The sequence below is a fragment of the uncultured Arcanobacterium sp. genome (genome assembly GCF_947253055.1).
Lineage (GTDB): Bacteria > Actinomycetota > Actinomycetes > Actinomycetales > Actinomycetaceae > Arcanobacterium_A.
Map to the genome: position 1 here is coordinate 1 of NZ_CAMXYE010000068.1, position 7,772 is coordinate 7,772.

Below are 7,772 nucleotides of genomic sequence, written 5' to 3' on the forward strand. Positions count from 1 at the left end.
TTGAATACCGATAGCAGAAACCGGCAAAAGAATTAGCCCTAAAAATATAACAAATTTTTCTCTTTTATTACCGAGACGTAGAGCATAGATAAAAATACTTGCAAATAAAATAACCGCCAATATTTGCAAAGAAAGCGGCACGGGATTATCTACCCAGCCAAAATTACCAATTATTGACTCCCAGAACATAGGAGTCTTTTTTGCCAGCACCTTCAGCATGGTAACCATAGTCATACTAGGATCTATCCAGCCCAAAATTGAATCACCTGGACGCGCAGCTAAGTACCACAATACTGATAAGGTAGTGCCGAATCCAGCAATCCCCACGCCTATCCAGAAACCTTTAAATCTAAGTAATTGCCGCCACTTCTCCACAGAAAGCGTTAGAGCAACCAAAACAATAATTAAAAAAACCCAGAATGCCGAAGTAGGCCGCATTAAAACTGAAAAGAAAGCAGAAATACCCACAATCACAAATCGCTTAACAGAAGCATGTTTTAGAGAAATTAACGGCGCTAGCCAAGCTGCAAGCATGAAACAAGCGGCAATTTCTGGCCCAGCCGGGTTAATAGCTCCATTATAGGAAAATGCGGTAGGAGTAATGAGGGCAAGGGCACTCAAAGCAGGCACCTTCCCATAAATAGGAGCCAAACCCAATATAGCTCCCGTCAATAAAAGAGAACATACAAGACTCGTAATAAGCCTTACCGCTAGCCAGGCTTTGGCCCCATCTAAAAATAGAGTAGGCCACCCAGTGAGTAAGTAATATAGAGGTGGATAATTTGCAGCGGGAGTGAATACTGCTACATCGGTAGCAGAAGCATCAGGAATCGGAATCACACAAGAATCTGGATTATTTGGCTTTTTAATTAAACAAAGCGCTCCATCTTGCACTCTATCGTAGCTACTGGGAACTACTACTTTATGCTCGGTAATTATTGACCCGGTATCCGGATAGATAACTTTCTTACCTTCAACAATTAGTTGTCCGCGCACAACTCCTGCCGCATTAGTAGCATGTGCTGTTTCATCTGCCTGCAGCCGCACTGGAACTATAAAGGCCCAAGCTAAAGAAAGTAAAAATAAAGCAATAAAAACAATTGCTCCAAAAGCAAGGAACGAAGATTTACCTTTCATTTCAAGCCTGTTCTTATCTCTTCTAATGAAGTTTCTAATTTATCTGTTTTTAACTTTAATAATGCTACTTCTTCTGTCAATTTACGCCGATCTTCATATAAGCCAGAAGCCACAATTCCAAAATAGATTGACATAAAAACTAGTACCGCCATTACGGAAACTAAAATCATATTAGATGAAATTTCAAAGCCGAATATCCGAGCGATAGCATCTAATGTTTTTTGGGGAAGAAGCGTGGCAATAAGAGCCAATACATCTAAAAATAACCACAGCCACACATACTGCTCTTTAATTTTTTGTTTACGTAAAAGATTTATAAGAGCAGCCCCTACCAGGGCAATAAAAATAAAAATTACTATTTTATACGGCACCATGATCAATATTCCTCTTTAATTCGACTGGAATTGGACTAATAATTCCCACAGCCAAAGATAAAATTGCTCTAAATAAATAAATTGCCGCTCGTATTGGAGATTGTGAAGGAGTACCTACTGCACGTGCATGCATTGCTACCGGCACTTGCTCCACTTTCATTCCCAGCCGAAGCCCCATCATTAATGCTTCTATTGTATCCCCTAAGTACTCCGCTGGATAATTAGTAGAGAAAAAAGTAAAAGCACGGCGCGAGTACATCTTAAAACCAGAAGTTACATCAGTCAATTGTATTTTGCCATACTTAGACATTACAAAAGCTAAAATTGACATTGCCCATTTACGTGGACCTTTTGCGGAATAAGATCCTCTCCCTGCAAAACGAGCACCAATGACAATATCCGCTCCCTGCTTAGCTTTTTCTAATAAACGTGGTATATCCTGCGGGTCGTGCTGGCCATCTGCATCCACCTGCACTACATATTCATAACTATTCTGCACCGCATACACGAACCCCGCACGCATAGCTCCCCCAACTCCTAAATTAATAGGAAGGTCGAGTACTACTGCATTATTTTGCCGGGCAATTTCCGCTGTATTATCTGAAGATGAATCATTTACCACCAAAATATCCGCTTTAGGAAGAGTGGAATGGGTTTTTTGAATTACGCTAGCTATTGCACCAGCCTCATTCCATGCCGGAATAATAACTAAGAGGTTATTCATGAAAACTAAATATCCATTTCTTTTCTTTAAAACAAATAAATTTCTACCACTCTATACCACTAAAACAGTATCAAAAAGAACTGCACAGCTTAACTAGAAGCGCAAAAACTAACTACCGGATTTATGTTTATAACTCCAGTTGTAATGCTTTCTCCGCGCACCTGCAGTGGATCTCCGCATAATAATGAATCTATTTCGTAGCCTTCACCATCTAAAAGTACCGCATCGATTTTGTAATCCCCCAGACCTAAATTTAATTTAGGAATAGTAAAGCAAAGTTGCACAGGTTTCCCTATTTCCAAAGCCGGAAGCTGCAATTCTGTATTCCGCGTATCGATAGAAACTATATGCCGCCCGGAAGCTGTCTGCATCGCTACTATCAAGGCATAGTCAGCTAATGGTTTCTGCATGGCTTCTAAATCTACAAAAATCTTTAAATCCTCGCCGGAAAGGAGAACTTGCTCTGTTTCTGCGGTATTTTTAGCATTTTCAAAGCGTATCTGCGCAATTTTCGCACTATTTCTATCTATAACGTGCGCCCGCTCTCGCGCCGAAGCTTCTTGGTATAAACCGTGTAGATAGCGCATAGCATTTTGCGAACTTCCACTGTATACGAGCTTTCCTTCTTCTAAAACCACTGCAGAATCACATACATCGATAATTTGCTGAGCAGAGTGCGAAACGAGAATAATAGACCGACCCTGCTGCTGAAATTCTCGAATTTTATCCATACACTTTTTTTGAAAAGCTTCGTCGCCTACTGCCAGTACCTCGTCTACAAGTAAAATATCTGGATTTGAATGCACAGCTACGGCAAAGGCGAGACGCACATACATGCCGGAAGAATAAAATTTAACCTGCGTATCAATAAAATCTGCAATGCCAGAAAAATCCACAATATCATCAAAGCAACTATCTATCTCTGCTCGAGAAAGCCCTAAAATAGCTCCATTAAGATAGATATTATCGCGGCCCGTTAAATCCGGATGAAAACCTGCCCCTAGCTCAAGCAGAGCAGCAATCCTCCCCCGCCCTTTTACAGTACCTTGGTTCGGAGTTAAAATCCCTCCCAAAACTTTTAAAAGCGTAGATTTTCCCGACCCGTTTGGCCCCACTAAACCTAAGGATTCCCCCGCTTTAATTCGTAAATTTATATCTTTTAAAGCCCAATACTCTTCACGAAATTGTTTAGATTGAGCAGCATTCACTAATCTCTCTTTTAAAGATTTATCCTTATGAATAATGAACTTTTTAGAAACATTTTCTACTACAAGTACATCCGGACGATTCACAATCACATCTCCTGGGCAAAGTTTCGTTGCAAAAGCGAAAAAATACGATGTGCTACAAAAAGCACTACTACTCCCACCAGTAACATGATAAATAATCTATCAAACATATTTACCGGCCAAACCGCCATATCTGCAGGGCCCCACAAGCCACGCTGTAATCCCATGACTGCTAGCGTAATTGGATTCAATAGATACAACTCAGTCAGCACTGGGCCAGCTAACTGTTGCACCATATAAAAAGAATAAACTGTAGGAGTGCACCAGAACCCAATAATCAATACCACTTCTACTAAATATTGTATATCTCGTAAATACACATTTAATGCCCCCAGTACTAGCCCTAAAGCTAGCGCCCATACCAGTACCACCAGTAGGGATATAGGCACGTAGATAATCGCTTGTAAAAGATGTATTTTCGAAATGCACAGCGTTGCGACGATTAATATTAAAAACTGGGAGCAGAAATCGACTAACGCAGAAGATAACGAAGTGAGTGGGAAAAGCTCGCGCGGCAAAGCAACTTTTTTCACTATTCCCGAATTAGCTAAAATAGAATTAGTGGAACCAGAGACAATGGTGGCGAATAAACCCCAAATGGTTAGCCCCGCAAAAACATAAATGGCAAAATCTGGAATGGCGCGCTGCGCCCCAAGTACCTTCCCAATTACCAAATAGTAAATCAATAAATTTACCAACGGTCGCACCAGAGTCCAGATATAACCTAAAAACGAATCTTTATATCTAGCTTTTAATTCTCGTTTAGTTAACAATTTAAAAAGAGAACGCCGATTCCAAATTGCCTGATAAGAATCCTTAATTCCCTTAAAAAATCCCACCTGCGGAGTAACCTCCGCAAAAGGTTCCGAGCTTAATCTTTTATATCTATTATCTGCTTCGGAAGAAATAGAATACGAATTTTCCATTATTTTATTTTCCTACTCCATTACTCTCAGCCAAAGAATCCATCCATCTAGCAAGCTGTTTAATTCCCTCTGTAAAAGTAACTTTAGCTTGAAAATCCAAATATTTTTGCGCTAAAGCCGGATCTGCCCACGCATGCCGCACATCACCATGCCGGTATTCACCAGTTACTTGAGGCAAAGGCGCACCATAGATCTGCGCAATAATTTCCCCCGCCTCTTGAATAGTTGTATACGAACCACTCCCAATATCGATTGGAGAAGGCAACTTCTCTTTATTTTCCAGTGCCGCAATACAAGCAGCAATTACATCATCAATATAAATAAAATCACGCCGTACTTGCCCATCTTCAAATAAAGGAATAGTTTTCCCAGCTCGCGCCAACTTGGTAAATAAAGACATTATGCCAGTATAAGGATTTTCTGGAGTCTGCCCCACCCCGTACACATTCTGCAATCGCAGTATCGAAAGATCTACCGAAAAGGCATCCGCCCACAAGGTGAGCAAATTTTCTTGAGCTAATTTCGTAACCCCATATACCGACTCCGGAGATACTTTTACTTTCTGCGCATTCATGGGAAGAGGAAGAGCATTCGGGAAATCCCATTGTTTATTTTCCAACATTTGCCTAGTGCGCATACGCGGATAGAAGACTTTATCTGCTCCATTACTGCTTTTATTTGTCCAAGCTCCTTCCCCATAAACTGCTCGGGAGGAGCACAATAGGATTCTTTCGGGTATTGCTCCATGCTGGTAAAGCTTGTCCAGCATCATGGAAGTGCCGACGATATTAACCATCGTATGTCGAGTAGATTCTTTTAAAGATTGCCCGGTGCCCGTCTCTGCAGCTAAATGAATAATTAAGCTAGGTTTTACCTTACTTAATAAAGTATCCCAAAGAGTAGGCTCAGTAATATCTCCGATTACTAAATCCACGCCAGAATTAAAACCAAAAGCTGGTTCGCCGGTGGGGTGCACCTGGGGGAGTAGATTATCTACCGCTATCACAGAGCTGAAATTATCTACTAAATAAGTAGATAGTGCAGATCCAATAAATCCAGCTCCTCCGGTGACTAATACCGTATCTGCTTTTCTCATATCTGCCGTTGCCCTCCTCATACACCAACCGGGAACGTACGGGCTTCTGCTAATCTTCCATCGCTTGTACGAACTTCAAAACGCACCCAATAGATACCAGACTGCGGATACCACATCGCCCATTGCCCGGAAAATGACTGCACCCATTGCTTGCGCAGATAATCATAAATTAATACCTTATACTGCGGATGGGCACCACTAGCGCTAGCTCCCAGTAGGAATCCGTCACCACTTCTTCCGATATAAGTTCCATTTATGCTAGTAATACCAGCACTATAGTTAAAAGCAATCGTACGGGTGCCTAAAATTCTCCCTGTGTTTTTATCTCGCGCTTGGGCATGTAACCAATAGATTCCAGCATCAGTTTTCCAAGAAGCCCAGTTCCCTATATTCCAATCTTGAATAGTCTTCCATTCATTACGAGCCACATCATATTGCTTCCAAATATATTCCACGTTATTTGCTGGATAATTTTCTAATACTGCTCCTACATCGATATGTTCATCTCGTATAATCCAGGTAAGGCGTAGATCCTCAAAGAATTCTAGATTTCCAAAAGCATTTAAATCTACATTGCCTTCAATTCCAGCTATCCGCCCTAAAGAACTATATTGCCAACCTCGATAATTGGCAGGATATTTAAATAAAGTTCGCGGCCCGTATGTGGCTACCCAATGCGTTTTATTGTGAATATAAGGAGAATTTAACTGATCATCGAGATAAAAAGGAGCTGAGTAGACGGATAGGTTGTGATATCCCGCAGCTTCTAATTTTTGCCACCAATTCTTTACAATTTCTTCATACTGCTGCGGAGTACTCGGTGGAGTATGCCCACTCCAAGTCCAATTTTCTAAATCATAATAGACCGGATAGGCTAAATCCCCGGGAGATACTCCTGCTTTACGCAGTAATTCCACCGTATTATTACCTTCTTCACCCGCTACCGCGCCATTATATGCATAAGAATATAGGTAGACGCCGAATGGAATACCCAGCCTTTTAAGTTCTCGTATATTGTAGAGGGCTTTTTTATCGATATTTTCACTTCCCCACCCAAAACCGATACGAATTATGGCTCCCTCAACTCCAGAATTTTTAACTGCATTCCAATCAATATCTTTTTGCCATTCCGAGACGTCAATTACCCCTTTGGCTTGTTGGGCAAAAAGCGCACCATTTTTTTGAAAAAACGCGGGAGTGCCATTATGGGTGCCCCAATACGGCCCCCATTCGCTATTCGGTAGAGCAGATTTCACATTTGCAATAGGTGGATACTGTACTTCCGCTTGTCTGCCGGTACTGCGCGCAAATCGAGAATTTTCAACGGCAGCAGGAGCGTTGTCGATACTCTCCCGCACTTCTTTAATTGGCACCGGAATAAAAGATTTACCGTTGGTCTTTGCTAACGGATCTGGTTGAGTATCTGGAGTGCCAAACCACTGCTCATTTACCACTTCTTCTCCAGTTTCTACATTTCGCACTACTCCCGCACGAGAAACCGCTAATTCTGAAGAAATTAACTGACTATCGTCAGAAATATTTTCCGCAATACGGCTCGGCAACTCTTCATCAGAGTTCAATGGAATCGATTCTGCAGAATCAGAAGAAACATTTTGCAAAGCGAAGCTCTGCTGCGGAAAGTAAAAAATCCCGACTAGAGCTATACCCAGTGCTAAACAAATACTTTTAGAAAATCGTATTTTTATTTCTTTATTCATGCCGATATCCAATTCTTGCAAAAATCAACTATTGAAGCCGTAACTTTACTGAGAACTACTGCAAATATAAAGCTCAATACGCATACAGTAGCGAAAAGAAAATAATACCTTTTCACTTCGAAAGTACTCGTATTAAGTACGCGATAAACTTCCATAATTATCACGTGATGGACCAAAAAAATTCCATAAGAATACTTAGAAATTAAATTAAAAGGAGCACGCACGATTTGATGATCAAGTAGCGTTCCAGCTATTACTAGAATAATAAATAATGATATTCCTACCGCCGTCGTAGCGATATTTTCATTAAAATCTGGGAAGAAACTAGCGAGCACTAAAATGCCGGCAGCGGGGATAAGCAAAAGTTTTGGAAATTTTTTCCAGTAAATCATAAAGTACATTCCGAACACTAATTCGGGCAGTCGTACCGAAATTATCATTGCAGCAGGTAATCCGCTGCCTTGAAGATACCAAACCTGTCTCTTATACACATCTGACGCTGCCGACG

General features: G+C 41.1%; 7 protein-coding genes and 1 pseudogene. All 8 read right to left on the bottom strand.

The window, feature by feature from the left end:
- Window positions 1-1,137, bottom strand: a 1,137-nt coding sequence (locus Q0X35_RS05265; protein WP_297566267.1) for a DUF2142 domain-containing protein, incomplete at its 3' end; no start/stop codon positions are given.
- Complete coding sequence (locus Q0X35_RS05270) at window positions 1,134-1,511, bottom strand: DUF2304 domain-containing protein (RefSeq protein ID WP_297566269.1); 378 nt, start codon at window positions 1,509-1,511, stop codon at window positions 1,134-1,136. The genes Q0X35_RS05265 and Q0X35_RS05270, both read right to left, overlap by 4 nt.
- Window positions 1,498-2,235: a glycosyltransferase family 2 protein gene (locus Q0X35_RS05275; RefSeq protein WP_297566271.1), complete on the bottom strand. Its 738-nt coding sequence runs from the start codon at window positions 2,233-2,235 to the stop codon at window positions 1,498-1,500. Before Q0X35_RS05275 ends, Q0X35_RS05270 begins: the two co-directional genes overlap by 14 nt.
- Before the next feature lie 89 nt (window positions 2,236-2,324).
- On the bottom strand, window positions 2,325-3,527 hold the full coding sequence (locus Q0X35_RS05280; protein WP_297566273.1) for an ABC transporter ATP-binding protein: 1,203 nt from the start codon (window positions 3,525-3,527) through the stop codon (window positions 2,325-2,327).
- A gap of 2 nt (window positions 3,528-3,529) precedes the next feature.
- A complete protein-coding gene (locus Q0X35_RS05285; protein WP_297566275.1) occupies window positions 3,530-4,450 on the bottom strand; it encodes an ABC transporter permease in 921 nt (306 codons plus the stop codon).
- A 4-nt stretch (window positions 4,451-4,454) separates the two neighbouring features.
- Window positions 4,455-5,546 carry an NAD(P)-dependent oxidoreductase gene (locus Q0X35_RS05290; protein WP_297566277.1) on the bottom strand — a complete coding sequence of 364 codons (1,092 nt, stop codon included), beginning with the start codon at window positions 5,544-5,546 and terminating at the stop codon, window positions 4,455-4,457.
- 17 nt (window positions 5,547-5,563) lie between these two features.
- Window positions 5,564-7,165 (bottom strand): glycoside hydrolase family 25 protein, encoded by a 1,602-nt coding sequence (locus tag Q0X35_RS05295; protein WP_297566279.1) that lies wholly within the window; start codon window positions 7,163-7,165, stop codon window positions 5,564-5,566.
- Window positions 7,166-7,260: 95 nt separating this feature from the next.
- Window positions 7,261-7,772: pseudogene (locus tag Q0X35_RS05300) on the bottom strand (hypothetical protein); the annotation flags it as partial.

Coding starts and splice junctions, on each gene's coding strand:
- Q0X35_RS05275 (WP_297566271.1), bottom strand. CDS start 2,235: ATGAATAACCTCTTAGTTATTATTCCGGCATGGAATGAGGCTGGTGCA.
- Q0X35_RS05290 (WP_297566277.1), bottom strand. CDS start 5,546: ATGAGAAAAGCAGATACGGTATTAGTCACCGGAGGAGCTGGATTTATT.
- Q0X35_RS05270 (WP_297566269.1), bottom strand. CDS start 1,511: ATGGTGCCGTATAAAATAGTAATTTTTATTTTTATTGCCCTGGTAGGG.
- Q0X35_RS05285 (WP_297566275.1), bottom strand. CDS start 4,450: ATGGAAAATTCGTATTCTATTTCTTCCGAAGCAGATAATAGATATAAA.